25 protein-coding genes and 1 pseudogene are annotated in these 22,894 nt (G+C 71.2%); 14 read left to right on the forward strand and 12 right to left on the reverse strand.

From position 1 onward, the window contains the following. Positions 1-132: 132 nt before the first annotated feature. Positions 133-1,269, reverse strand: coding sequence for a type I restriction endonuclease (locus BAY60_RS17310; RefSeq protein WP_112281940.1), 1,137 nt, complete (start codon positions 1,267-1,269; stop codon positions 133-135). Positions 1,270-1,545: 276 nt separating this feature from the next. Between BAY60_RS17310 and BAY60_RS17315 the strand changes: the two genes are divergently transcribed. The 4 genes and pseudogenes from BAY60_RS17315 (at position 1,546) to BAY60_RS17330 (ending at position 4,141) form a co-directional block, all read left to right on the forward strand. Continuing rightward, positions 1,546-2,202 (forward strand): hypothetical protein, encoded by a 657-nt coding sequence (locus tag BAY60_RS17315; RefSeq protein WP_112281941.1) that lies wholly within the window; start codon positions 1,546-1,548, stop codon positions 2,200-2,202. Between the two features lie 72 nt (positions 2,203-2,274). Further along, a pseudogene (locus BAY60_RS38600) lies at positions 2,275-2,409 on the forward strand (helix-turn-helix domain-containing protein); the annotation flags it as partial. Positions 2,410-2,443: 34 nt separating this feature from the next. After that, positions 2,444-3,067 carry a LysR substrate-binding domain-containing protein gene (locus tag BAY60_RS17325; RefSeq protein WP_146771031.1) on the forward strand — a complete coding sequence of 208 codons (624 nt, stop codon included), beginning with the start codon at positions 2,444-2,446 and terminating at the stop codon, positions 3,065-3,067. Positions 3,068-3,205: 138 nt separating this feature from the next. Then, positions 3,206-4,141, forward strand: coding sequence for a formylglycine-generating enzyme family protein (locus BAY60_RS17330; RefSeq protein WP_211330350.1), 936 nt, complete (start codon positions 3,206-3,208; stop codon positions 4,139-4,141). 27 nt (positions 4,142-4,168) lie between these two features. Here BAY60_RS17330 and BAY60_RS17335 read toward each other — a convergent pair whose 3' ends face one another. After that, entirely contained in the window at positions 4,169-6,514 is a 2,346-nt protein-coding gene (locus tag BAY60_RS17335; protein ID WP_170160440.1) for an ATP-binding protein, read from the reverse strand. A gap of 111 nt (positions 6,515-6,625) precedes the next feature. On the opposite strand from BAY60_RS17335, the gene BAY60_RS17340 reads away from it, so the two are divergent. From BAY60_RS17340 to BAY60_RS17355, 4 genes are all read left to right on the forward strand, one after another. Next, entirely contained in the window at positions 6,626-7,456 is an 831-nt protein-coding gene (locus BAY60_RS17340; RefSeq protein ID WP_112282444.1) for a class I SAM-dependent methyltransferase, read from the forward strand. 63 nt (positions 7,457-7,519) lie between these two features. Next, entirely contained in the window at positions 7,520-9,121 is a 1,602-nt protein-coding gene (locus BAY60_RS17345; RefSeq protein WP_245992568.1) for a PP2C family protein-serine/threonine phosphatase, read from the forward strand. Beyond that, positions 9,118-10,179: a cobalamin B12-binding domain-containing protein gene (locus BAY60_RS17350; protein ID WP_112281944.1), complete on the forward strand. Its 1,062-nt coding sequence runs from the start codon at positions 9,118-9,120 to the stop codon at positions 10,177-10,179. Before BAY60_RS17345 ends, BAY60_RS17350 begins: the two co-directional genes overlap by 4 nt. Before the next feature lie 196 nt (positions 10,180-10,375). Beyond that, positions 10,376-10,846 (forward strand): ATP-binding protein, encoded by a 471-nt coding sequence (locus tag BAY60_RS17355; protein ID WP_146771032.1) that lies wholly within the window; start codon positions 10,376-10,378, stop codon positions 10,844-10,846. A gap of 92 nt (positions 10,847-10,938) precedes the next feature. Here the strand turns inward: BAY60_RS17355 and cynS are convergent, their stop codons facing one another. After that, complete coding sequence (gene cynS, locus BAY60_RS17360; protein ID WP_112281946.1) at positions 10,939-11,388, reverse strand: cyanase; 450 nt, start codon at positions 11,386-11,388, stop codon at positions 10,939-10,941. A 292-nt stretch (positions 11,389-11,680) separates the two neighbouring features. On the opposite strand from cynS, the gene BAY60_RS17365 reads away from it, so the two are divergent. Next, positions 11,681-12,532 carry a formate/nitrite transporter family protein gene (locus BAY60_RS17365; RefSeq protein ID WP_112281947.1) on the forward strand — a complete coding sequence of 284 codons (852 nt, stop codon included), beginning with the start codon at positions 11,681-11,683 and terminating at the stop codon, positions 12,530-12,532. A 91-nt stretch (positions 12,533-12,623) separates the two neighbouring features. On the opposite strand, the gene BAY60_RS17370 is transcribed toward BAY60_RS17365, so the two are convergent. Next, positions 12,624-13,220: a plasmid pRiA4b ORF-3 family protein gene (locus BAY60_RS17370; protein WP_170160441.1), complete on the reverse strand. Its 597-nt coding sequence runs from the start codon at positions 13,218-13,220 to the stop codon at positions 12,624-12,626. 200 nt (positions 13,221-13,420) lie between these two features. Here BAY60_RS17370 and BAY60_RS17375 point away from each other — a divergent pair, with 200 nt between their 5' ends. Further along, complete coding sequence (locus BAY60_RS17375) at positions 13,421-13,786, forward strand: VOC family protein (RefSeq protein ID WP_112281948.1); 366 nt, start codon at positions 13,421-13,423, stop codon at positions 13,784-13,786. Continuing rightward, positions 13,783-14,340, forward strand: coding sequence for a methyltransferase domain-containing protein (locus tag BAY60_RS17380; protein ID WP_112281949.1), 558 nt, complete (start codon positions 13,783-13,785; stop codon positions 14,338-14,340). Before BAY60_RS17375 ends, BAY60_RS17380 begins: the two co-directional genes overlap by 4 nt. Here BAY60_RS17380 and BAY60_RS17385 read toward each other — a convergent pair. From BAY60_RS17385 to BAY60_RS17415, 7 genes are all read right to left on the reverse strand, one after another. Then, positions 14,324-14,935: a bifunctional 4-hydroxy-2-oxoglutarate aldolase/2-dehydro-3-deoxy-phosphogluconate aldolase gene (locus tag BAY60_RS17385; protein ID WP_112281950.1), complete on the reverse strand. Its 612-nt coding sequence runs from the start codon at positions 14,933-14,935 to the stop codon at positions 14,324-14,326. The two genes, BAY60_RS17380 and BAY60_RS17385, sit on opposite strands and share 17 nt — an antisense overlap. Then, complete coding sequence (locus tag BAY60_RS17390; protein WP_112281951.1) at positions 14,922-15,683, reverse strand: IclR family transcriptional regulator; 762 nt, start codon at positions 15,681-15,683, stop codon at positions 14,922-14,924. The genes BAY60_RS17385 and BAY60_RS17390 overlap by 14 nt, the downstream gene beginning before the upstream one ends. Beyond that, positions 15,655-16,599, reverse strand: a complete 945-nt coding sequence (locus tag BAY60_RS17395) for a sugar kinase (protein WP_245992570.1) — start codon at positions 16,597-16,599, stop codon at positions 15,655-15,657. Before BAY60_RS17395 ends, BAY60_RS17390 begins: the two co-directional genes overlap by 29 nt. A gap of 106 nt (positions 16,600-16,705) precedes the next feature. Continuing rightward, positions 16,706-17,404, reverse strand: a complete 699-nt coding sequence (locus tag BAY60_RS17400; protein ID WP_112281952.1) for a hypothetical protein — start codon at positions 17,402-17,404, stop codon at positions 16,706-16,708. Next, on the reverse strand, positions 17,401-18,300 hold the full coding sequence (locus BAY60_RS17405; RefSeq protein WP_112281953.1) for an ABC transporter ATP-binding protein: 900 nt from the start codon (positions 18,298-18,300) through the stop codon (positions 17,401-17,403). The genes BAY60_RS17400 and BAY60_RS17405 overlap by 4 nt, the downstream gene beginning before the upstream one ends. A gap of 2 nt (positions 18,301-18,302) precedes the next feature. Continuing rightward, positions 18,303-18,662 carry a GntR family transcriptional regulator gene (locus tag BAY60_RS17410; RefSeq protein ID WP_112281954.1) on the reverse strand — a complete coding sequence of 120 codons (360 nt, stop codon included), beginning with the start codon at positions 18,660-18,662 and terminating at the stop codon, positions 18,303-18,305. A 149-nt stretch (positions 18,663-18,811) separates the two neighbouring features. Next, complete coding sequence (locus BAY60_RS17415) at positions 18,812-19,579, reverse strand: tyrosine-protein phosphatase (protein WP_112281955.1); 768 nt, start codon at positions 19,577-19,579, stop codon at positions 18,812-18,814. Positions 19,580-19,726: 147 nt separating this feature from the next. On the opposite strand from BAY60_RS17415, the gene BAY60_RS17420 reads away from it, so the two are divergent. The 3 genes from BAY60_RS17420 (at position 19,727) to BAY60_RS17430 (ending at position 22,171) form a co-directional block, all read left to right on the forward strand. Beyond that, positions 19,727-20,326, forward strand: a complete 600-nt coding sequence (locus BAY60_RS17420) for an ATP-dependent Clp protease proteolytic subunit (protein ID WP_170160467.1) — start codon at positions 19,727-19,729, stop codon at positions 20,324-20,326. Positions 20,327-20,368: 42 nt separating this feature from the next. Continuing rightward, entirely contained in the window at positions 20,369-21,688 is a 1,320-nt protein-coding gene (locus BAY60_RS17425) for an erythromycin esterase family protein (RefSeq protein ID WP_112282448.1), read from the forward strand. A 66-nt stretch (positions 21,689-21,754) separates the two neighbouring features. Then, positions 21,755-22,171, forward strand: coding sequence for a ChaB family protein (locus BAY60_RS17430; RefSeq protein WP_112281957.1), 417 nt, complete (start codon positions 21,755-21,757; stop codon positions 22,169-22,171). Between the two features lie 86 nt (positions 22,172-22,257). On the opposite strand, the gene BAY60_RS17435 is transcribed toward BAY60_RS17430, so the two are convergent. After that, entirely contained in the window at positions 22,258-22,842 is a 585-nt protein-coding gene (locus tag BAY60_RS17435) for a TetR/AcrR family transcriptional regulator (RefSeq protein WP_112281958.1), read from the reverse strand. Positions 22,843-22,894 lie beyond the last annotated feature (52 nt).

Consider the following 22,894-nt stretch of genomic DNA (forward strand, 5'->3'; position numbering starts at 1 on the left):
TGGAAACGTTTCCAACGGATTGGCGGGAATCCTGCCACCCGTTCGGGTGTGTGTCAAACGCCGGTTTCGCCCACCACGAACCTACGCCCGGCGCTGATCAGGCTGGGGCGATCAGCGCCGGGGCCTGATCGGTCAGATCCGCTCGTCGGCCTTCGAGAGGTAGCCGGCGACCGTCTTGCGGAGACGGTCCGCGTGGGCGTAGATGTCTTCCGCGCGCTCGATGGGGATGCGCGTTTCGACCTTGTTCTCGTCGAACACGCCGAGGTAGCGCCGGGAACGGTTGAACCACAGCCGCGCGACCGGTTTCCGGTTGTTGTCGTCGAGCAGTACGCCGAAGTAGGTCTTGGTGTCGCGTCCGAAGATCCGGTCGGCCGGGACCTCGCTGCACGCGATGGCGCGCACGACGCGGTATGCGTCGAGCTCATCCTCGGTGGTGACGACGTCTCGGGTACGTTCAAGCTGCGCGCCTTCTGGCTCTGCGAGAGGGGCGGCATCCTGCCCCGGAGCTTGGGCCGCGGCGGCCAGCTCGGTGACGTCCTGCTCGGCCTCGCCGGACCCGAGGGCCGTCTTCAGGCGGTCGTTGACCTGCTCGGTCAGGAACTGGTGGGCAGCCTTCTGTACCAGTGGATGAAATTGCTCGCGGACCCGCTGTGTGATGTTTCTGCCGCCATATACCCGGCCAGCAAGAAACCTCACCCACTCCTCGCTCGGTTCCTTGAATTCCGCCCCCAGCGCTCGTTTGATGGCTCCGATGTACTTCAGCTCTCCGGCGGCACTGATAACGGAGTCGAGATCGAAGGACTCACGCGTCAGCTTCGCCAGTTCGGGCAGCAGTGTGCGATCGACAGCGGAGAGATCGAGGACCAGGAAAGGCTTGCTGTCCATCTTGTTCGGCTCGTCGAGGTCGGTGTAGAACTCCCATGTCTGACCGTTCGTCAGTATCGCGATTCGAGCATTGGTCACAGAGAAGTACCGGAACAGTTGCGACGCATGTTCCAGTCGTAGCGGTTCGGTGACCTTCTTTGCCTCGATGAGCATCTGGACCTGGCCGTCGTGGACCAGGGCATAGTCGATCTTCTCGCCCCTCTTGGTTCCCACGTCCGCCGTGAACTCGGGGATCACCTCAGCCGGGTTGAACACGTCATATCCGAGTACTCTGCCGATGAAAGGCATCACGAACGCGTTCTTCGTGGCTTCCTCGGTCTCGATCGAGCCCTTCTGCTGCTTCAACTTGGCTGAGAGTTCCGCAACCCGTTCGGTTATGCCCACGATGTCATCTCCTGGCTTCGGCGACAGGTCCGCGCGTCGTTGACCAGACCTGTGCCCAGAGAATTCGTGAAAGGCAACTCGAGTGTTACCAGCCGAATCGGCACGGTCACCATTGACGTCCATTTCACGTGATCGGCGACCGGGAAGTTATTCCCGGACTTGGCGGGTGCACTCCAGGCTGCTCTGTTCCGGTGATCCGTGCGCAAATGGCCGCGAAGACCATGGCGGCCGTCCCATGATCGAGGTGGCTTAGCCGTGCACCAGGGGAGGTGGCACATGACGTGGCGTGACCAGCCGCGCGGGAAGGACGGTCGCTGGGTCAAGCGACCGGGCGCGGTGGTGGTCGTGACGGGGGTGCTCGCCGCGGGCGTGGCATATGGGCCGCTCGGCGCGTCCGGGGGCGGCGGTGCGGTGTCGGTCGAGGCGTCGCTGGGCAAGGCCGTCCGGGCGAAGCTCGACCGGGGCAAGCGCAGCGCGGCGAAGGGCCGCCGTGACGTCACGTGGCGGCGCCTGGACCTCAGGCGCATCTCCCAGCGGCTCCGGCGTGGCGCTCAGTGCGCGGCGAACTCCTACGGAGAGGTCCAGCAGTTCCTGGCTCGTACGCCATGCCGCTCGCTCGACCGGATGCTGTTCGTCCTCGACGACGCGAGCGGCAACCGCATCGTGGTGTCGGTGTCCTGGGTCGGGATGGCAACCAGCCGGAGTGCCCGGCAGCTTCGCGACCTTGCCGACGTGCACGGTACGGGCAACATCTCACCCCTGCCCGGCCCGCTTGTCGGCGCGGGGGACATCGGCTGGACCGGGCACAACTACGACTCAAGGCGATCCGGGCGGTCGGTGACGATCGCCGAGGTGGAGCCACTGCGGGGCAGCCCCCCGGCGGAGTATCTGGACGCTGTCGCCGACGTCGTAGCGGAGTTTCCTCGCCCCTGACCGCGAATGGTGAGTTTGACCTCCCTGCGGCTCAGCGGGGGACGGATCCAGCAGCTGCGATGACTGACAAGCATGGCTGAGTTCACGGTGCTGGGCCTTCGGGTCGTGCGGGAGGCCGTCCGGTGCGGTTCGTGCTCGCTGGCGGCCGAGCGGCTGGGTCACGCGCAGTCGGCCGTGTCCCGGCAGGTTGCACTCATGGAACAGGCGGCGGGAAGACCGCTGTTCGAGCGGCAGGCACGCGGTGTCGCGCCGACCGAAGCAGGCAGGACCGTCGCGCGGCACGCGGATGCCGGAGCCGCACACGCGCGTTCCGCTGCGCAAGGCGCTCAGCCCGGGACTGCTCACCGCCGTCGCCAGGGGCCGCCTGGATGTGGCCGTGGTGACCGCACCGGCGACGGCGCCGCCGCCCGGGGTGGATCTGGTGCCGCTGGCCGACGATCTGTTGTTCGTGGCGATGCCGCCGGACCATCCGCTGGCAGGCCGTCCCGGCGTCGGCGAGGCGATGCCGCGCGGCGAGCGGTGGATCGCCAGCAGCGACAAGCCGGGCTCCGGCCTGCTGGGCGCCTGGGCCGAGTCGCCCGGGCGACCGGACATCGCGTTCGTGGCGCGGGACTGGGTCGCCAAGCTCGGCCTCGTCGCGGCGGGCCTGGGCGTCACCGTCGTTCCCGGGCTCGCCGTACCCGCGTTGCCCGCCGACATCGCGATCGTCCCCATGGATCACCCGGCGGCGAGCAGGCCCGTCGCGGTCGCCCGGCCGCGGGATCGCGGGGACGGCCCGGTCGGCCGGGCTTTCGTGGCGGCGCTCCGCGAGTCCGCGGCGGACCTGGCGGCCGAGGTGCTGCGGAGGCAGCGGCAGCCACACTGAGTGGCAGATCGTCCGGAACACGTCGTTCCCGAGAGGACGCGGGGGTTGCTCCTTACCGAGTGCTCGGTAAGGTGTTCGGGGCGGTCGTCGGCGAGAGGGCACAGCGGTGACACGTGCAGGAGCCATCGGAGGTGCGGCATGAGCAGCTGCTGCCCGCCGCCACGCTCGGGCGCCGCCCGCACCACCGTCCCGATGGCGACGGCGGAGCACCGGGACGACGCGGACATGGTGGTGCTGCCCGGCGGGACGTTCCGCATGGGCACCGACGACGCCGAGGGCTTCCCCGCCGACGGGGAGGGCCCGGTGCGGGCGGTGCAGCTCTCACCCTTCGCCATCGACCGTTTCGCCGTGCGCAACGACGCCTTCGCCGCGTTCGTCGCCGACACCGGCCACGTCACCGATGCCGAGCGCTTCGGCTGGTCCTACGTCTTCGTCCGGTTCCTCGGCCGGGAGCTGCGCCGGATCTCGCCCCGGCCCGAGGTCACCCCGTGGTGGGCGGCGGTCGAGGGCGCCGACTGGCGGCACCCGGAAGGCCCGGGCAGCGACCTGGAGGGACGCGGCGACCACCCGGTGGTGCACGTGTCCTGGCACGACGCCGACGCCTACGCCCGCTGGGCGGGCAAGCGACTGCCCACCGAGGCGGAGTGGGAGTACGCCGCCCGCGGCGGGCACGACCAGTGGCGCTATCCGTGGGGCGACGAGCTCACCCCGGGCGGCGAGCACAGGGCCAACATCTGGCAGGGCCGTTTCCCGGTCACCAACACCGCCGACGACGGGTACGAGGGCACCGCGCCGGTGGACGCGTTCCCGCCCAACGACTTCGGCCTGTTCAACATCGCGGGCAACGTCTGGGAATGGTGCGCGGACTGGTGGGGCACCGACCACGCGCCGCCGGGGACGCGTGACCCGGCCGGTCCGGCGTCCGGCACGGCCCGCGTGATGCGAGGCGGCTCCTACCTGTGCCACGCCTCCTACTGCAACCGGTACCGGGTGGCCGCCCGCTCCCACAACACCCCGGACAGCTCCGGCGGCAACACCGGATTCCGCTGCGTGCGTGACGCGGGCGGCCCGTGAGACGCCGAGCGCGCCGTGGCGCCGGCGTCAGCCGCGCAGCGCCCGGGCCCGGCCCTCCGCGACAGCCACCGGCCAGGCGGCCAGGCCCGTGACGACCGGCCGCGGGCACAGCTCCTCCGCCCGTGGCACGCCCGCACGCTCGGCCAGGTAGCCGAACTCGACGGCGGCGCGACGGTGGTCGCCGTCCTCCCACAGCGCGTCCACCAGCGTGGCCCGCGCCTGGGTCTCCAGCTGGGTGTCGTGCAGGCGCTGCGCGACCCCCAGCGCGCGGTCCAGCTCCGCCAGGCGTTGGCGGCCGGTGTGGAGCGCCGCCAGGCTCAGCGACGCGCGGGCAAGGCAGCGGAGGTCGCCGAGCGACTCGAACACCGCGGCCGCCGTGGCCAGGTCGCGTTCCGCGCCCGCCCGCTCCAGCGCCGGGGCCCGCACGAGGAGCGCGTGCGCCAGCTGGTGCGCATTGCCCTTCTCCGCGGCATAGTCCACGCACTGCTGTGCCCAGGCCGCCACCTCCTGCACCGGTCGCCCCGCCGCCGCGGCGGAGCGCGCCATCATGTAGCGGGCGTTGTTGACGTGCAACGCGTCACCGGCCTCGGCGTAGGCCTCGGTCGCCGCCGTGAACGCCTCCAGCGCTCCGGCCGGGTCGCCGACGGACGCCGACATCCGTGCGATGCCGATCGCCTGCAGCACTCCGCCCAGCTGCCAGCGGTCACCGAGGCCCTCCGCGAGCCGGGTGGCGGCCCCGAGGTGAGCCAGGGCGTCGGCGCCCCGGTCCCGGTATGCGGCACACAACCCGGCGAGGTGCCGTGCGGCGAGCTCGGCGGCGGGGCCGTCGATGCGCTCGGCGGCCAGCTCCGCGAGCTCGGTGACCAGGTCGAGGTCGTGGTAGCACAACGCCTGCCCGACGACGAACAGGTCGCTCGCCGTCAGCTCGGCGCGGATGCGGTGATCCCGGGCCGCGACGGTGAGCGCCTCCATGCTGACGATGTCGGTGCCGTACTGCTCGATGCCCACCGCGATCGTGCGGGCCAGCGGCAGTGCCAGCTCGGATTGCTCCCGCACCGCCCACCGCAGCGCTTCGGCCAGCTCCGGGCACAGCCGGGTCGCCTCCGCGACCGCCGCGACGCTGTCGTCCACCCTTGCGCGCGCCACGAGCGCGCCGGCCAGGCGCGCATGGTAGGCAGCGTGTGCCCGGCGCACCTCGCCCGGAACGGCGGCGGGGGAGCGGGCCAGCGCGAAATGGCGGAGCACGGCGAGAATGCGGAACCGGCGCGGCGCCGGGTCCGGCGCGGAGCCGCCAGGCCTGACCGGCACGATCAGGGAGCGGTCGAGCAAGCGCAGCACCACCCGGCTCGCGCCCGGGAACGTCACCGCCTCCGCAAGGTCCAGGTCGAACGTGCGCGGCAGCGCCGCCAGGCGGCACAGGACGTCCCGCTCGGCGCCGTCGAGCAGATCCCACGTCCAGGCGAACGCGGCCTCCAGCGTGTCGTGACGACCGCCGCCGTCGCGTTCCAGCGCGCCGAGCCCGTCACCGAGCCGGGCCTCCAGCTCGGCCACGGGCAGGTGGCGGACCCGCGCGGCGGCGAGCTCGATGGCCAGCGGAAGCCCGTCGAGCCGGGCGCACAGCCGCGACACCGCCTCCCGCTCGCCGCCGGTGAGCACCAGCCCGGGCGCGGCGGCCTGCGCGCGATCCAGGAACAGGGTGTGCGCCGGAGCGTCCGGGCCGTCGGTGTCCAGCGGCGGCAGCACGTACACGGTCTCCGCGCCGTCGCCAAGAGGCATGCGCGAGGTGGTGAGCACCGCGAGGCCGGGAACGGCCACCAGCAGTCGGCGGACCAGCGCCCTGGTGGCGGGCCCGACCCGGTCGGCGTTGTCGAGCACGAGCAGGTGCGGCCGCGCGCCCAGCACGACGTCGAGGGCCTGCACCGGGTCCCGGCTCGGGTCCACGACCACCCCGACCGCCTTGGCGACCACCACCGGCACGTCGTCGGCGCAGGCGTGTTCCAGCTCGGCCACCACAGCGGCGCGCGTGCCCGCGGCCGCCACCTCCAGCGCGAGGCGCGTCTTGCCCGTGCCCGCGGGGCCGGTGACGGTGACCCAGCGCGTCCGGCCCAGCAGCACTCGCACCTCGTCCGCGTGCCGCTCGCGGCCGACGAACGACGTCGGCGGCACCGGCACGCCGGCGCCCCGCAGGTCGCGGGCCGCGCGGACCAGCTCCGCGCGGGTCCCGGCGCCGAGCTTGCGCCGCAGCGTGGCGATGTGCGACTCGACCGTCCGCACCGACACACCGAACTCCGCGGCGATCTCGGCGTTGCCCAGCCGCCGCTCGATCGCCGACAGTGTCTCGCGCTCGCGGCGGGTGAGGTCTGTCGGGACCACCGCAACAGAGTAGCCGCGAAAGTTCCGTGTTCGGCACGGATGTGAAAAGCCCGGTCCGGGGCGAAGAGTGGTCGGCGGCAACGATCCGCCACCACCATTTCCGGAGGAGACATGACCACCACCACCGACGCCGACCGCGTGCTCAAGGCGCGGCACCGTGCACTGTGGGCGTCCGGCGACTATCCCGCCGTCGCCACCGAGGTCATCCCGGCCCTCGGACCCGCTCTCGTCGAGGCCGCCCGCGTGCGACCCGGTCAGCGCGTTCTCGACGTCGCCGCGGGCGCGGGCAACGCCGCCATCCCGGCCGCGCTCACGGGCGCCGAGGTGGTGGCCGCGGACCTGGCGCCCGAGCTGTTCGAGGCGGGGCGCAGATCCGCCGAACGGGCGGGCGTGACGCTGACCTGGACGGAGGCCGACGCCGAGGCGCTGCCGTTCGCCGACGGCGAGTTCGACACGGTGCTGTCCTGCGTGGGCGTCATGTTCGCGCCCCACCATCAGGCCACCGCCGACGAACTCGTGCGGGTCACCCGCAGTGGTGGCACGATCGCGCTCGCCAACTGGACGCCGGAGGGCTTCATCGGCCGGATGTTCGCGACCCTGCGGCCCTACGCGGCGCCACCGCCCGCGGGCGCGCAGCCGCCGCCGCTGTGGGGCGATCCGGAGCACGTGCGCGGATTGCTGGGCGACAGGGTCACCGACGTCACGGCGCAGCGGCGCATCCTGCCGGTCTCCCGGTTCACGTCGGGGGAGGAGTTCCGCGACTTCTTCAAGGCCACCTACGGGCCCACGATCGCGGTGTACGACCGGCTCGCGGGGGCGGGCGACGACACCGCGGTGGCCCAGCTCGACGAGGCACTCGCCGAGCTGGGCGACGAGTACTTCTCGCCGGGCACCCGGACGATGGAGTGGGAGTACCTGCTGTTCACGGCACGCCGCCGGTGAGCCGGTGCGAGACCGCCGCGCCGGACACGCGGCGGTCTCGGCAGAGTCCCGTACCCTGCGGTTGTGGCGCAGCGGGAGAGGGTCACCAGCGCTCCGGTGCTGGCCGGGAGCCGGTGGGACGTCGTGCCGGTTCCGGTGGTCGTCGTCGACGACGGTCTGGTCCGCGCCGTGAACCCGGCCGCAAGGTCGGTGCTGCCCGCGGCGCAGCCGGACGGCGCGCCCGCCACGGTGGCGCCTGAGTGGCTGAGGTCGGCACAGGAGCGGGCTGCCGGAAGCCCGGACCGTCCGGCCGAGGCTGCAGGCGGCTGGCTCGGGCAGCGCAGCTTCGTCGCGCACCCGGTCCGCGAGGGCGGCTCCGTCACGTGGTTTCTGGTCGAGGACACCGACGCGCGGCGCGCCAATGCCGCACTGGAGGCCGAGCGCAGGCGCGCGTCGGTGCTGGCCGAGGTGTCGAGTGTCCTGCAGGCGTCGCTGAACCCGCAGAGATGCAGGGAGACGGCGGCGGAGCTGGCGGCCCGGCATCTGGCCGACGCCGCGCTCGTCATCGCGCCCTCCCCTCGGCGCCGGTTGCCGATGACGGTCTGCGTCCGCGGTGGCGCCCCGAGGTCGCTGCACGTCGAGGTGGATCCGGAGGAGCTGCCCGGCCTGCCCGAGGCGCTGCGCGGGTTTCCGCCCGTGCCCTCGCGCTGGGTCGACCCGGCTGCCGTTCCGTCGTGGGCTGTTCCGGAGGCGTTCGGCGAGCTTGGCTCGCTCGTCGTGACGCCGCTGCCGGGGCACGGGGTGCCAGCGGGGGCGCTGGTGCTGCTGCGCGGGGCGGGCCACGGCGTCTTCAGTGACGAGGAGGACGCGTTCGCGCGGATCTTCGCCGCCCGTGCCGGAGCGGCGATGTCGGCGGCGCGGCTGCTCGCCGAGCAGTCCCAGATCACCGACACCCTGATGCGCGATCTCCTTCCGTCCGCTCCGCGCCGCATCGCGGGGGTCGAGTTCGCCGGCGGCTTTCGCGCGGCCGAGGACACCGAGCACATCGGCGGCGACTTCTACGACGTGCATCCCGGCGCGGGACCCCACGGCGACGAGTCCCTGGCGGTGCTGGGCGACGTGTGCGGCAAGGGCCTTTCCGCCGCGGTGCTCACCGGCAAGATCCGCAACACCGTGCACGCCCTGCTGCCCATGGCCGACGACCACGAGCGAATGCTCCGCGTGCTCAACGGCGCGCTGAACACCTTGTCCCCCAAGCGGTTCGCCACGCTGGTGCTGGCCTCGGCGCGACGGACGGCAGGCGGGGTGCGGCTGCGCCTGACCTGCGCGGGCCACCTGCCGCCTCTCGTGCTGCGGCTCGACGGCCGGGTCGAGGAGTGCCGCTCCCGCGGCACGCTGGTCGGGGCGCTGCCCGAGATCGAGGCGGTCACCGACACCGTGCTGCTCGCGCCGGGAGAAACGTGCGTGCTGTTCACCGACGGCATCGTCGAGTGCAGGGGCGGCCCCATGGGTGGGGAGCAGTTCGGCGAGGACCGTCTCCGGCAGGCGCTCGCCGGCTGCACCGGCATGCCGGCCGAGGCCGTCGTGGAACGGGTGCAGATGCTCGCCTCCGACTGGGTCGGGCGCGGTCTCCACGACGACATGGCCGTGCTCGTCGTCGCCGCGCCGCGGGAGCCGGTGACGTGAAGGCCGCGCTCGGGAATGCCCGCACCGAGGCCGAGCGACACGCCGGTGCGCTGTGGGACGCTGTCCGCGCGGGCGACGAGCACACCGCGCACCAGGTGGTGGCCCGTGCGGCGCGACTGCTGGGTGCGGAAGGCGCCCTGCTCGACGTGGTGGGCGCCGTGCAGCGGCGGGTCGGGCGCGAATGGGCGGCCAACCGGCTCAGTGTCCCCGAGGAACACGCCGCCACCGCGATCAACGATCGGGTCATCGCCTCCGTCGTGCCGCGCGAGCGCCGGTCCGCTGATCGGGGCAGGGTGACGGTGGCCTGCGTCGACGGTGAGTGGCACGCGCTGCCTGCGCGATTGCTGGCCGAGGTGCTCACCCTGCGCGGTTTCGGTGTCGACTACCTCGGCGCGCAGGTACCCGCGCCTCACCTCGTCGCGCACCTGCATCGCACCGGCCCCGATGCGGCCGCGCTGTCCGGTTCGATCGCGACCCGGCTGCCGGCGGCACACGCCACCATCACCGCGTGCCAGGCCGCCGGAGTCCCGGTGATCGTGGGCGGAGCCGCGTTCGGGCCCGACGGCCGGTACGCCAGACTGCTCGGCGCGGACGGATGGGCGCCCGACGCCCGCGCGGCCGCCGACGTGCTGTCCGAACCGCTGGCCCGTCCGCGCCCCGGCAGGCAGGCCGTGGACGACCTGCCTCACCTTGCCGACCACGAGCACGCACGGGTGTCGAGGTCCTCGCCGCAGCTGGTGTCGGCCGTCTACGCGGGCCTCGAAGAACGCCTGCCCGTCCTGCGCGAACTCCCGGATCTGCAGCGCCGGCACACGGCGGAGGATCTCGCACACATCGTCGGCTTCCTCGCGACCGCGCTGTATCTCGACGACGGCGAACTGTTCACCGGCTTCGTGGCCTGGACCGCCGAGATCCTCACCGCCCGCGGGGTACCGGCCGGGTGGCTGCGCCTCGGTCTGGAACTGCTCCGCGGAGAGATGCCCGATTTGCCTCGTTCGTGTCGCATCGTGGGCGAGGCGATCTGGCATCTGGACCGCCGCCCGAGTGCCGACATGTGATTCATGCCACTGTCCGTGCTGCCCGTGCATGGTCGCCAGGGTGGCCCGTGTGTTCGATGCGGCCGCCGTACGGTGCGGTTTCCCCGTCGCAGTCCGTAGTGGACTGGCAGGTTTTCGATCACCGGCCGAGGTTTCGGATTCGTCTGCCGTGGATACAGCCGAACAACACGGTGACCTCGTCGGTGAGGAGGCCGAGATGGTTCACGAGGACACGGACGACGCGGACGGCGCCCGCGTGGTGAACGGCCGGTCCCGGAGCGCTCGTGAGTTCCTGGGGGACGTGCGCACACAGGTGCGGACGCTGCTGAGGGACTGGGACACCGACACGGCGATCGACGCGGTGCTCGTCGCCGATGAACTGGTCAGCCGGAGAGTGCGGCACGGGCCACCGCCGGCCGCGGTGCGGCTTGCCCTCGATTCCGCCTCGGGTGCCCTTGTCGTGGAGCTGGACGGCGCCGGCCCGGCATGTTCCGCCGACCGCTGTGCCGACTGTGCCGCGGGCGCCCGGCTTCTCGATGCGCTCGGCGTCTCCGTTCGCGAGTGCCGGGCCGAGTTCCGCTTGTCCCGGCGCCCTCGATTCCAGGCGACCCAGCGCGTCCGGAGTGGACAGTTCGGCGACGCGGGCAAGCGGGTGCCCGCACCGCGGCGGCAGACCCTGCCTGGATGACCGGCGGCACCCAGTCGTCCAGGTAGTGCGGCCCCTGCCGTGCCTCCCGTCGAGAGCGAGGCGCGGCAGGGCCGCTCCATGTCGGTGGACGCTCACCATCGGTAGTCGAGGAACTTGCCGTCGAACGTGACGACCACGCGGTCACCGTCGGGGTCCGTGCGGCGGGCGATGTCGACGCGGAAGTTGATCGCGCTCATGATCCCGTCGCCGAACTCCTCGTGGATCAGTTCCTTCAGCGCGGGTCCGTACACCGCCAGTGCCTCGGTGAACCGGTAGATCGTCGGGTCGGCCATCACCGCGGGATCGGTGCCACGGCTGGGTTGCCGCTGCAGGCTCTCGGCGACCGGCTCGTCGAGACCGAGCAGCGTGCACACCCGCTTGGCCTGCTCGGCGGTCATGGGGTGCTGGCCGAGCAGGGCCGCGGTCGTCCACACCAGAGGTGCGCCGATCTCCTCGGCGATCGTGGACCAGGAAAGGCCACGGCGGATCCGCGCGGCGACCACCAGGTCGGCGGCGTCGGACTTGCTCAGGATCGGGGTCATGTCGGCTCCTCGGGTCGGCGGGCGCCGACCAGCGTGCCGTGCCGATCGGCGGGGAAGCCACGCTCGCAGGCCGCCGACACGCAGTGTTCACGTCGGCAGGCGTGGTGTTGCGACGCAACGGCGCGGCCGTTACGGCGGCGTTACCTTCGGGACCGGTGCCGGGCGGCGGGCGTGAGAGGGCTGTGACTCGATGCTCGCAGCGGCGTCATCCGCAGGAAACGTCGCGCGCTCAGACTCGTGCGGGTCGAGTTCCCCACCGCCCTGACCGATCCCCAGCGAGAGAGCCAGCCCCATGTCGTATGTGAATCCGCCTGATTTCGTCGCCAAGATGATCGACGCGGGTGAGGCCAAGGTCTTCATGTCCACCCGCGACACCGTGATCCGGGCGTACATGGCGGGCGCCATCCTGGCGCTGGCCGCCGCGTTCGCCGTTACGGTCACCGTGCAGACAGGCAACGCCCTCGTTGGCGCGCTGCTGTTCCCCGTCGGGTTCTGCATGTTGTACCTGCTGGGCTTCGACCTCTTGACGGGCGTGTTCACTCTGGCGCCGCTCGCCTTGCTCGACCGGCGGCCCGGGGTGCGGGTCAGGTCCATCCTGCGCAACTGGGGCCTGGTGTTCGTCGGCAACTTCGCCGGTGCGCTGACCGTGGCGCTGATGATGGCCGTGATCGTGACGTTCGGATTCTCCGTGGATCCCAACGAGATCGGCCAACGGCTCGGCGAGATCGGCACCGACCGCACCGTCGGCTACGCCGATCATGGTGCGGCGGGCATGCTGACGTTGTTCATCCGTGGCGTGCTGTGCAACTGGATGGTGTCCACCGGCGTCGTGGCCGCGATGATGTCGACGTCGGTGTCCGGCAAGGTCATCGCCATGTGGATGCCCATCCTGGTGTTCTTCTACATGGGCTTCGAGCACTCGGTCGTCAACATGTTCCTGTTCCCCTCCGGGCTGATGCTGGGCGGCGACTTCTCCGTTGCCGACTATTTCATCTGGAACGAGATTCCGACCGTGGTCGGCAACCTGGTGGGCGGGCTGACCTTCGTCGGCCTCACCCTCTACGCCACACACGCCCGCACCGGTGCGACCCGCAACCCGGGCACCCTGGACGACTTCACGGTCCCGGACAAGGTCAACGCCTGACGGCCGGCAGACCCGCGAGTCCTGCGCTCAAGCCCGCGAGTCCTGCGCTCAGGTCCGCGAGTTCTGCGCTCGGCTGGGCAGACGGTGCGGGTCAGGCTCGGCCGGCGGGGAGCGGGGTCCAGGCCAGCCGCTCCAGTGCGCGGTCGGCCGCGGCGAGGTCGAAGTGGTGCGGGTCAACGCGGTCCGACCCCCACCACTCGACCAGCTCGGTGTGCTCAGGATGCGCCGGGTCCCCGAGTCCCTCGACGAACTCCGCATAGCCCGGCACCCCGCCAACGTCCTCGGGTGGGCACGCTCCCTGACCGTCGACGCAGCGCGGGTAGCGCACTCCGGGCTCCGGAGCCGTGACCGCCTCGACGGTCAGCAGGTGCTGCCAGTCGTCACCGAAGTCGTAGACATAGCCCGCCGTATCGCCCGCCCCCACCAGCCGAGAAAGCGTCACCGCGGAGTCATCGACCACGCCGTCATCCCAGTCCGGGTCGGGCGGCCCGTAGCGGACACGGTGGATGTCGAACTCGTACAGATGCGCGTTCTGCCAGCCCATCGCTGCCTGCACGACCTGGTGCAACACCGCCAGGCTCATGTCGCCCGGCACCTCGACCACCCGTCGTATGAGCGGTTCGGCATCGACCAGCACGATCTCGATGCGGAAGATCTTCGTCTTCGCCGTCACCTGAAGCTTCGCCATGCCCGCGATGCTTCCACCGAACCCGATCTGTCCGAACAACCCGGTCCTCTGTCAGTGGAGGCTTGGCAGATCACCCGATCGTATTCGCTCAGGTGTTCGAGTATCGCGCTACCATGATGGGGTGTCCGAGACATCGACTACCAGCGCCAGCGCTGTGCTGAGCGGTCCGCGGGCTCGGCGGCGGCCGTTACGGTGGAGCAATGCCGCGCATCGATTACGTGATCTGGTATGTGGAGTCGCTCGCCCGCTCCGTCGAGTTCTACCGCGACGTGCTCGGGTTCGAGGTACGGATCGAGGGTGACGGTTATGTCGAGTTCACGATGGACAACACCAAGTTCGCCTTGTTCGAGCGCACCAAGCTGCCGGAACTCATCGGCGGTGAGGGTGGCAGCGCACCATGCGGCGAGATCGGGTTCATCGTCGAGGACGTGGATGCCGAGGCGCGCCGGTTGCGGGAGGCCGGCGTGCCGATCCTCACCGGGCCCGTCGACCGGCCGTGGCGCGAGCGGACCCTGCACATTGCCGACCCGGACGGCAATGTCGTCGAGTTCGCTCAGAAGCTGTGACCGCGGCCGACGACCGGCGGCGCTGGAACGCCCGCTACGAGGCTGCCGCACCGACCTTCGAGCCGCACCCGCTGGTCGCCGAGGCGCTCGCGGCCGGTCTGCCGGACGGGCCTGTGCTGGAGCTGGCGTGCGGACCGTCCGGAAGCGCCCTCGTGCTGGCCGAGACCGGCCGAGAGGTGGTGGCTGTTGATGTCTCGGACGTCGCGCTCGCGCAGCTGGCCGCAGAGTCCCGGCGGCGAGGCCTCGGCGTCCGGTGTGTCGAGGCCGATGTGCCCTCCTACCGGCCACAGCGCCGGTTCGCCCTCGTGCTCGCCACTCGCTACTGGGATGCGAGCGCCTTCCGTGTCGCGTGCGCCGCGGTGCGTCCGGGCGGACTGCTCGGCTGGGAGGCGCTGGCCGACCGGGACGCCATCGGGTCACGCCGCTGGCATGTCCGCCACGGTGAGCTCGGAGACCGGCTGCCCGCCGGGTTCACCGTCCTCACCGAGGACTACCTCGACACCGGCGGCCGGGCGACGAGCCGGTTGCTCGCCCGCCTCACGGGCGGCCCCTGATCGCCTCGCTCAACGCGGCCAGAGCCTCCGGGTCGGACAGCGCCGAGCCGACGGCGACTCCGCGGCAGCCCGCGGCCAGAAACGTGGCCGCGTTGCCCGCGTCGATCCCGCCGGTGGCAACGAACCGCACCTCCGGGAACGGACCCCGCTGAGCGGAGATCCATCCGGGCCCCAGCTGTGCCGCGGGAAACGCCTTGAGCCAGCTGAGCCCTTCCGCGAGCGCCTTCGCGATCTCCGTGGCCGTCGCGACACCGGGCAGGTGCGGCAGTCCCGCCGCCCGCGACGCCGCCACGACCTCGGCGTGCAGCCCGGGGCCGACGGTGAAGCCCACACCGAGCTCACGTACGGCGCGGAACTGCTCGGCCGTGGTGACCGTGCCCGCGCCGACGACCCTGCCGGTGCCGCGAGCAGCGTCCAGGGCCGCCCGCAACGACGGCAGCGCGTCCGGCGTCTGCACGGGCACCTCGACCAGCTCGACGCCGAACTCCCAGGCCTGCTCGCACATCGCCACCGTCGCATCGGGACTCAGGCCCCGGAAGATGCCGACCACCGGATGCCTGCCCAGATGCCGCTCGAAGAACTCAGCGCTGTCCATGCCCTTCTCCCCTCCAGCCCAGCGCACGGGACACCTCGTGGGCCGCCGCGCGAAAGTCGTCCAGGTGCCGCCGTAGCTCGTCGAGCGGTGCCACCGCGCGCAGGGCCGTCACCGAGATCCCGTGCGTCACCCGGCCGCGCGCGTCGAACACCGGCAACGCCACACAGTTGATGTAGTCCTCGTGCTCGCCGTCGTCCTCGGCCCACCCGCGATGGCGCACGAGATCCAGCTGCCGCTCCAGCTCGCGCCGGCTCGTGATGGTGGTGCCGGTGAAGCGGTGGAACGTGGCCGTGGTAAGGAGACGGTCCCGGGTTTCGGCATCCTGGTGCGCGACGACGACCTTCGCCACTGCCGCCGTGTGCGTGTGCGCGGGGAGTCCGATCCGCGAACCCATCGCGACACTGCCCGTGCCGTCGACCTTGTCGACGTACACGATGTGCTCGCCGGACAGCTCGCCGAGATGCACGGTGTGGCCGTGCCGCCCGGCCAGCTCGCGCAGCACCGGGTGCGCCAGCGAGCGCGCCTCGACCTGGTCGAGCGCCAGCTGGCCGAGCGCGATCAGCTGGAAACCCATCGCGTAGCGGCCCTCGGGCACGCGGCGCACGAAGCCGCGGTCCTCCAGAGTCTGCAGCAGGCGCAGCGCGGTGGACTTGTGCACACCGAGATGCTCGGCCACGTCGCCGAGCGAACGGTGCCGACCGGAGACGAAGCCGATGACGTCAAGCGCGCGGGCGACCGTCTGCGACATGGCTGCCCACTCCCTTCCGGTCGGCGGGGGAGAGGCCGGCGAGGTCGGACGGCGAGCGCAGCACCCGCGCCGCCAGGCGGTGCCCCAGCCGCAGCCGCTCCGGCTCGTCGAGCCCGTCGAGCAACCCGCTGAGCCAGCCCGCCGCGAACGCGTCGCCCGCGCCGACCGCGTCCACCACCTCGACGCGGCACGACGGCTCCCGGTAGGTTCCGGACGGCGTGAACGCCACGGCCTCCACCTCCGCGTCCTTGACGATGAGATACGGAGGTTCGGGCAGCAGCGCCCGCACACTCTCGGCCGTGGTCGTGCCCCACAGCGTGTGGGCCTCGTCCCTGCCCACAAACACGACGTCCGACGCCCGTGCCAGTGCGCGGAGCTCGTCGCCGCCGCCGTCCGGCCACAGGGCCGCGCGGTGGTTGACGTCGAAGCTCAGCAGCGACGGCGCGAGCGGGCGATCGTGCACCAGCCGCCGGACGAGGTCGTGGCACGGCTTCGACAGGGCGGGCGTGATGCCGGTGAGGTGGGTGACACGCGGGTGGCGCGCCGCCCACGCCGCGAGGTCGCCGGTGCTCAGCGCCGACGCGGCCGAACCCGTCCGGTAGTAGTAGACGGAGGTTCCCGTGGGTGCCGGGTCCTTGAAATAGACGGCGGTGGGCCGCCGCGGGTCCCTGCGGACCAGGGAGACGTCCACGCCATGGCCGCGCAGCGTGTCGACGACGAGATCGCCCAGCGGGTCCGCTCCGACCGCGCTGGCCCACGCCGCCGAGTGCCCGAGCATGGCGAGCGACGCGGCGACATTGGACTCGGCGCCTCCCGGCCGGAGGAGGAAGGTTGACCGGGCGTCGAGCCTGCCGCCGGGCTGCGGCGTCACCATCACCATGGTCTCGCCGATCGTCAGCACGTCGGCAGCACTCACTGACCCTCCCGTTGCACATATTGCAATGACTGATCGATATGTGCAACGCTAACACACAGCGCGCGGTGCCCGGCAGGCACCGCGCGCTGTGGATCCCCCTTTCCGGCTACGCCGTTGCGCGGCGCAGTGTCAGGTAGCCGAGGCCGGCGAGCAGCACCGCCAGGATGAACGGGTAGCCGGCGAACAGGCTGAACGCCGACTGCTCGGTGAAGAACCGGCCCACGGCGGGCCACCAGCCCCGCCAGGTGGCGAGGACGGCCAGTGCGATCGCGGCCGCGGCGATTCCGATCCACAGTGTCCAGACGCCGAAGGCGCCCCACCGCTTCAGCACGATGCCCGTGTAGACGCCGAGGAAGGACAGAAACAGGAACGGCACCAGATACACGAGCAGCTGCAGCACCGGGTTCGACGTCTCCATGAACGGCAGCCCGAAGAACCGGACGTGCAGCCCCCAACCGTTCGTGGCCTCCTCGATGAGCCGCATCCCGTACAGCAGTACGGAGTAGAGCAGGGCCTGGCCGAGAATGAACATCGACGTCGCCGCGAAGAACACCCGCCGCGTGACGCTGAGGCCCAGCGCGAAGGGGAAGAACTGCGTCATCGTCTGCAGGTGTGCGATCAGCAGCGTGAGATAGATCGACACCATCCCGCCGGTGATCCGCCCCTCCGGCGGAGCGACGTCGCTGATCACCGCGAAGACGCCCACGTTGCCCAGGAAAGCCAGCGCCAGGATCAGAACCGGGAACCCGAGCGCCATCAGCCAGTTGACGAACTGGATGCGCACAACTCTCCACACCAGACTCATCGGTGACCCCCCTTGCCGTTGGCCGTGCCGACGAGCTCCTGCCCGCCCGCCTGCTGCGTGGTCCGCACGACCAGCTCCTGCAGCGAGACCGGCTCGAACTGCAGGCTGTCCGTCTCGTGGTCCGGCTCCGCGCCTTCCAGGGTCACGCGCAGAAAGCCGCCCATACGTTCCCGGTGCAGCTCGGTGTAGCCGTGGGCGAACGCCTCCACCGCCTGCGTGGGGCCGCTGACCGTCACGGCCCGCGAGCGGAGCAGGTCGGCGTCCTCGTCCAGCAGCACGCGGCCGTGGTCGACCACCACCACGTGCTCGATGAGGTCGGCCACCTCGTCGATGAGATGCGTCGACAGCACGATCGTGCGCGGGTGCTCGGCGTAGTCGGCGAGCAGCCGGTCGTAGAAGGTGTGCCGGGCCACCGCGTCCAGCCCCAGGTACGGTTCGTCGAAGAAGGTCAGCGGTGCCCGCGCCGCCAGACCGATGATCACGCCCACCGCCGAGAGCTGCCCCCGGGACAGTTTCTTGACGTTGCGCTTGACCGGCAGGTCGAACTCCGCCGTCAGCTGCTCGGCGAACTCCTGATCCCAGTTCGGGTAGAGCAGGCGTGCGGCCGCGAACGCGTGCCGCACCGAGAAGATGTCGGGATAGCGCTGCGCCTCCTTGATGAAGCAGACGTTGCGCAGCACGCGCTCGTTCTCGTACGGGTGCTCACCGAAAACCTCGACCTGACCCGTGGTCGCGAAGTTCTGCCCGGTGAGAATCTGCATGATGGTGGTCTTGCCCGCTCCGTTGCGGCCGAGCAGGCCGTGAATGCGGTTCTCCGCCAGCCCGAGGCTGACGCCGGACAGGGCGGCGAAGTCGCCGTAGCGCTTCGTGACGTCGTGCATGCGTGCCACGGCCATGGTCAGTCCTCCCGCCAGGCGTCGATCATCTTCTTCAGATCCTCGGCATCCATGCCGAGCTTGCGCGCCTCGGCGAGCAGCGGAGCGATGTAGGCGTGCCCGAACGACTCCCTGCGGCGCTGCAGAAGCAGCTCGCGCGCTCCGCTCACCACGAACATCCCGATCCCCCTTCGTTTGTAGAGCAACCCGTCGGACACCAGCCGGCTGATGCCGTTGGCCGCCGTCGCCGGGTTGATGCGATGGAACGCGGCCAGCTCATTGGTCGACGGCACCCGCGACTCCTCCGGCAGGGAACCGTCGATGATCGCGTTCTCGATCTGCTCGGCGATCTGCAGGAACAGCGGCCGGCCGTCGTCCTTCATCGCGTCCGGTACCAACCACGTCGGTCCGATGGTTCATTAGTCATGTAGGTAACCATGGAGCCAGGGGACTGGCTTTGTCAAGCCCGGGCAGCGCACGAAAAAGCCGGGCCCGTCCGTGACGGGCCCGGCTTCGCCGGACGGAACCGGGGTCAGCCCCGGAGCTTGCCGTGCAGACGCCCCATGTCGTCGTCGCCGAACCCGTGCTCGGCGAGCCAGCTGTGCACGCCGCCGTAGCGGGCGTCGATCTGGTCGAGGAACGCCGCCATCGACTCCGGCCGCGGCCGGTGCTTGTCGAGCGTGACCCGGTCGACGTCCTCGGCGTAGGTCGCCGAGGAACGCAGCCGCTCGACGATCGCCACGATCCGCTCGCCGGTGGCGGCGTAGTCGCGCACGATGGCGTCCCGGCGCGCTCCGGCAACGCTCAGCGCGAAGGCGACCACCACGCCGGTGCGGTCCTTGCCCGCCGCGCAGTGCACCAGCGCGGGCCCGGACGACTCGGCGATGGCGCGCAGCGCGCCGACGATGCTGTCCGGCCGGTGCTCCACGTAGCCGAGGTAGTGGGCACACGTCGGGTCGGCCGGGTAGCGCGCCTGCTCCTGCGCGCGCCGCGTGAGCAGCGCGTCGCCCGAGTTCGCGCCCCAGGCGTGCTCGGGCAGCAGGGAGTGATGCACGTGCTTGACCTGCGCGTACTTCGTCAGGGGAGCGGGCCCCTCGGCCTGCACCTCGGTGACCGTGCGCAGGTCGACCACCGTGTTCAGCCGGATCGTGTCCACCAGGTAGGAGATGTCCGCCGACGACAGGCTCTGCAGGTTGTCCGCCCGCAGCAGCCGTCCCGGCTCCGTCGTGCCACCGTCGTCGGTGGGGATGCCACCGACGTCGCGAATGTTGACCGCACCTTCGAGTTCGAGCCACAGCACGTCACCAGTGTCACAGACCGGCGGGTACGGCCGAGTGCTTTTCGGTGCGATATCACAGTCGGCTCCGCCGTGGGCGAACAACGCCGTGAGCGAACACGGCCGCCATGGCGCACCGCGATCGCTAGCGTCAGCGCCATGACTACCGCGATGGAGCCACTGACCCCGCCGGAACTGCGGTCCTCGGACAGCGCTGGCGTGTCCGACTCGGTGTACGACCGGCTGCTCGCCGAGCGGATCGTCTTCCTGGGATCCGAAGTGGACAACCAGGTCGCCAACCGGATCTGCGCGCAGCTGCTGCTGCTCGCCGCCGAGGACTCGGCCGCCGAGATCAAGTTCTACATCAACTCACCCGGCGGTTCCGTGCGCGACGGGATGGCCATCTACGACACCATGCAGCTGATCGAGCCGGACGTCTCCACCTGGGCGCTCGGGTTCGCGGCGTCGATGGGGCAGTTCCTGCTGTCCTCGGGTACGCCGGGCAAACGGCACGCGCTGCCGAACGCGCGGCTGGTGATGCACCAGCCGTCGGCGGGCATCCAGGGCACGGCCACCGACGTGGGCATCCAGGCGAAGGTGTTCGGTGACATGAAGCGCCACATCGCCGAGCTGACCGCGCAGCAGACCGGGCAACCCGTGGAGCGGATCCTCGCCGACGCCGACCGCGACCGGTGGTTCACCGCCGACGAGGCCAGGGAGTACGGCTTCGTCGACCACGTGGTGCGCCGGGTGCCCGCCACCGCGCGCTGAACGAGGTTTAGCCCGGGGGTCCGCCGGGCACTGCCCGTGGACATGAGGGACCGCAGCACCACGGTCGACGCGGTTCGGGCGGCTGCGCGGCCGCTGGCCGGTGTCGACGACCTCGACCCCCTGCTGGAGCGCATCGGCGACGCCCGGTTCGTGCTGCTGGGCGAGGCGTCCCACGGCACGGCCGAGTTCTACCGGTGGCGCGCCGAGCTGACGAAGCGGCTCATCACCGAGCGCGGGTTCTCCTTCGTCGCCGTCGAGGGCGACTGGCCCGACTGCCACCGGCTGCACTGTTGCCTCGCGGGTGCGCCCGGGCAGCCGGACGACCCAGAGGAGGTGCTGCGCTCGTTCGACCGGTGGCCGCGCTGGATGTGGGCCAACGAGGAGGTGGCCGACTTCGCGCGCTGGCTGCGCGGATTCAACGCACAGCGCTTCGCGGACGTGCCGGTGGGCTTCCACGGGCTCGACGTCTACAGCCTGTGGGACTCGCTGCGCGCGGTGCTGGCCTACCTGCGAGAGCACGAGCCGGACCACGTCGACGCCGCGCTGGAGGCGATGCGGTGCTTCGACCCGTACGGCGAGGATCCGCAGGCCTACGGCTACGCCCGCGCGATCGTGCCGAGCGGCTGCGAGGACGACGTCGTGCGCATGCTCGCCCAGCTGCGGGGCGGGGCCGACGAGACACCGCTGCCCGGGCTCGATGCGCGGTTCGTCGCCAGGCAGAACGCCGAGATCGTCGCCGAAGCCGAGCGCTACTACCGCGAGATGGTGCGCGGCGGCAGCGCCTCCTGGAACGTGCGCGACTGCCACATGACCGACACGCTGGACCGGCTCGCCGAGGTGTACGGGCCGGAGTCGAAGGCGGTCGTATGGGAGCACAACACCCACATCGGCGATGCACGCGCCACCGACATGGCCGCCGCGGGCATGGTCAACGTCGGACAGCTCGTGCGCGAACGGCACGCCGGCGACGGGGTGGTGGCGGTCGGCTTCGGCAGCCACCGGGGAACGGTCACGGCGGCCGACTTCTGGGGCGCGCCGCCCCGGCATATGCGCGTGCCCGAGGCACGGCGCGGCAGCACCGAGGCGCTGCTGCACGAAGCCGTGCCCGACCGCAACGCCGTGTTCGTGTTCGGCGGCCCCGACTCCGACGGTGGCTGGGCGAGCGAGGTGAGCGACCACCGCGCGATCGGGGTCGTGTACCGGCCGGATGCCGAGCGGCTCGGCAACTACGTGCCCACCGTGCTCTCCCGCCGGTACGACGCGTTCGTGCACTGCGACTACACCACGGCGCTCACCCCGCTGCACCCGCTGGAACACGAGCCGGTGCCCCGCGAGGCGGAGACCTACCCGAGTGGTCATTGACCTGCGGGTGTTTGCCGAGGCGCTGACCAGGAAATCCTCGCGGTGAACAGGCAAGGAGGTTAGGCGATGCCTGCACGAGAGGAACTTCCGAGCACGCTGCAGCGCTCCCCGCGCAAGGCGCAGCGAACCTGGATGAAGGCGCACGACTCCGCGGTCGAGACCTACGGTGAGGGCAGGCGTGCCCACCAGACGGCGTACTCCGCGCTCAAGCACTCGTTCGAGAAGGTCGGCGACCGCTGGGAGCCGAAGGAACACCGTGGCCCCTCCGACGAGCAGGCCAAACGGGGCGCAGGCCAGCGGACGGCGAAGACCGCCGGTGGCGTGGACGCCAACGCGAGCAAGCAGCATCTGTACGAGCGGGCCAGGGAGCTCGACATCAGTGGCCGCTCGACCATGAGCAAGCAGCAGCTGGTCGACGCGCTGCAGAAGGCCAGCGGCAAGCGCACGGCCCAGGCGCGCAGCAAGGGCAAGAAGAAGTCCTGACCGGCCAACACGACGCCCCAGACGGCCAACATGCCGGGCACCCGGTGTGTTTGGCCGTCTTGGTGTTGGTGCGTTGGCTCTCCGCGCTAGTCGAAGCGCACGACGGGGTTCAGCGCGCCCCGCAGGGCACCGAGGCAGATGTCCCGCAGTTCCTCGCGCGAGCATGTCCGGTTCGCCAGCCAGTCCACACAGAGCGTGCGCACGAACATCAGCCAGCTCATCAGCACGGCGGCCACCAGATCCCGCGTGCGGTTCTCGAATCCCGTCGCGTCGAGCAGGCGTTGCTGCAGCGCGGCGCACTCCTCGTCGATGATGGTCTGGATCACCCGATCGCCAGCGAGCGACCGGTTCGCGGCGAGCACCGTGTTCCGGTTGGCCACGAAGTAGTCGATGTGCGCGTCGAGCGCGGCGGACACCTGCTCGGTCAGCGACCCGGCCGGGTCGAAGGTGGCCTCACCCAGCAGCCGGTCCGCGGCCTGCCGGTACACCGCCGCGAACAGGTCGCGCTTGCTGGGGAAGTAGCGGTACAGCAGCGCCCGGGAGATCCCGGCCTGCTCGGCGACGTCCTCCATCAGCACGTCCTCGTACGGCCTGGCCGCGAAGAGCCGGGCACCGGTGTCGAGCAGTTCGGTGCGGCGCTGGGCGGGGTCGAGCCTGCGGCGGGTGCTCACGCTTGCCACCTTAGTTGACAGACGTCTACTAACGGTCCTACCGTCCCTAGTA

The sequence above is a fragment of the Prauserella muralis genome, assembly GCF_003202285.1.
Classification (GTDB): Bacteria; Actinomycetota; Actinomycetes; order Mycobacteriales; family Pseudonocardiaceae; genus Prauserella_B; species Prauserella_B muralis.

Coding starts and splice junctions, on each gene's coding strand:
- BAY60_RS17430 (WP_112281957.1), top strand. CDS start 21,755: ATGCCTGCACGAGAGGAACTTCCGAGCACGCTGCAGCGCTCCCCGCGC.
- BAY60_RS17385 (WP_112281950.1), bottom strand. CDS start 14,935: ATGGACAGCGCTGAGTTCTTCGAGCGGCATCTGGGCAGGCATCCGGTG.
- BAY60_RS17405 (WP_112281953.1), bottom strand. CDS start 18,300: ATGGCCGTGGCACGCATGCACGACGTCACGAAGCGCTACGGCGACTTC.
- BAY60_RS17375 (WP_112281948.1), top strand. CDS start 13,421: ATGCCGCGCATCGATTACGTGATCTGGTATGTGGAGTCGCTCGCCCGC.
- BAY60_RS17400 (WP_112281952.1), bottom strand. CDS start 17,404: ATGAGTCTGGTGTGGAGAGTTGTGCGCATCCAGTTCGTCAACTGGCTG.
- BAY60_RS17315 (WP_112281941.1), top strand. CDS start 1,546: ATGACGTGGCGTGACCAGCCGCGCGGGAAGGACGGTCGCTGGGTCAAG.
- BAY60_RS17370 (WP_170160441.1), bottom strand. CDS start 13,220: ATGGCGAAGCTTCAGGTGACGGCGAAGACGAAGATCTTCCGCATCGAG.
- BAY60_RS17340 (WP_112282444.1), top strand. CDS start 6,626: ATGACCACCACCACCGACGCCGACCGCGTGCTCAAGGCGCGGCACCGT.
- BAY60_RS17330 (WP_211330350.1), top strand. CDS start 3,206: ATGAGCAGCTGCTGCCCGCCGCCACGCTCGGGCGCCGCCCGCACCACC.
- BAY60_RS17365 (WP_112281947.1), top strand. CDS start 11,681: ATGTCGTATGTGAATCCGCCTGATTTCGTCGCCAAGATGATCGACGCG.
- BAY60_RS17425 (WP_112282448.1), top strand. CDS start 20,369: ATGAGGGACCGCAGCACCACGGTCGACGCGGTTCGGGCGGCTGCGCGG.
- cynS (WP_112281946.1), bottom strand. CDS start 11,388: ATGACCCCGATCCTGAGCAAGTCCGACGCCGCCGACCTGGTGGTCGCC.
- BAY60_RS17410 (WP_112281954.1), bottom strand. CDS start 18,662: ATGAAGGACGACGGCCGGCCGCTGTTCCTGCAGATCGCCGAGCAGATC.
- BAY60_RS17390 (WP_112281951.1), bottom strand. CDS start 15,683: ATGTCGCAGACGGTCGCCCGCGCGCTTGACGTCATCGGCTTCGTCTCC.
- BAY60_RS17420 (WP_170160467.1), top strand. CDS start 19,727: ATGGAGCCACTGACCCCGCCGGAACTGCGGTCCTCGGACAGCGCTGGC.
- BAY60_RS17355 (WP_146771032.1), top strand. CDS start 10,376: ATGGTTCACGAGGACACGGACGACGCGGACGGCGCCCGCGTGGTGAAC.